This is a genomic window from Paraburkholderia sp. BR14320 (assembly GCF_040948665.1).
In the GTDB taxonomy this organism is placed as follows: domain Bacteria; phylum Pseudomonadota; class Gammaproteobacteria; order Burkholderiales; family Burkholderiaceae; genus Paraburkholderia; species Paraburkholderia youngii.
The window spans coordinates 1-1,250 of the sequence record NZ_JBFPKG010000188.1 but is presented as its reverse complement, the minus strand read 5'-3'; the positions used below and the strand labels follow the sequence as shown (position 1 = coordinate 1,250).

Here is a 1,250-nt window from a genome sequence, read left to right as displayed (position 1 = left end):
TTAGCCGAACGCTCTGGAAAGTGCGGCCATAGCGGGTGATAGCCCCGTAGGCGAAAACATTGTGAAAGAACTGGGTGTACGACAAGTAGGGCGGGACACGTGAAATCCTGTCTGAAGATGGGGGGACCATCCTCCAAGGCTAAATACTCGTGATCGACCGATAGTGAACCAGTACCGTGAGGGAAAGGCGAAAAGAACCCCGGGAGGGGAGTGAAACAGATCCTGAAACCGCATGCATACAAACAGTCGGAGCCTCGCAAGGGGTGACGGCGTACCTTTTGTATAATGGGTCAGCGACTTACATTCAGTGGCGAGCTTAACCGATTAGGGCAGGCGTAGCGAAAGCGAGTCCGAACAGGGCGTCCAGTCGCTGGGTGTAGACCCGAAACCAGGTGATCTATCCATGGCCAGGTTGAAGGCACGGTAACACGTGCTGGAGGACCGAACCCACTAACGTTGAAAAGTTAGGGGATGAGCTGTGGATAGGGGTGAAAGGCTAAACAAACCTGGAAATAGCTGGTTCTCTCCGAAAACTATTTAGGTAGTGCCTCGTGTATCACCTTCGGGGGTAGAGCACTGTCATGGTTGTGGGGTCCATTGCGGATTACTTCGCCATAGCAAACTCCGAATACCGAAGAGTGCAATCACGGGAGACAGACATCGGGTGCTAACGTCCGGTGTCAAGAGGGAAACAACCCAGACCGCCAGCTAAGGTCCCCAAATATGGCTAAGTGGGAAACGAAGTGGGAAGGCTAAAACAGTCAGGAGGTTGGCTTAGAAGCAGCCACCCTTTAAAGAAAGCGTAATAGCTCACTGATCGAGTCGTCCTGCGCGGAAGATGTAACGGGGCTAAGCCATATACCGAAGCTGCGGATGCACATTTATGTGCATGGTAGGAGAGCGTTCCGTAAGCCTGCGAAGGTGCACTGGAAAGTGTGCTGGAGGTATCGGAAGTGCGAATGCTGACATGAGTAGCGATAAAGGGGGTGAAAGGCCCCCTCGCCGTAAGCCCAAGGTTTCCTACGCAACGTTCATCGGCGTAGGGTGAGTCGGCCCCTAAGGCGAGGCAGAAATGCGTAGCTGATGGGAAGCAGATTAATATTTCTGCACCATTGTGAAATGCGATGGGGGGACGGATCGCGGAAGGTTGTCCGGGTGTTGGAAGTCCCGGTCGCTGCATTGGAGAGGGTGCCCTGGCAAATCCGGGCACAGGACTCAAGGGTGTGGCGCGAGCTTCTTCGGAAGCGAAG

At 54.1% G+C, this 1,250-nt stretch carries 1 rRNA gene; it reads left to right on the top strand.

Annotated features, from left to right (window positions below):
- Positions 1-1,250, top strand: a 23S ribosomal RNA gene (locus tag AB3X89_RS39740); the annotation flags it as partial.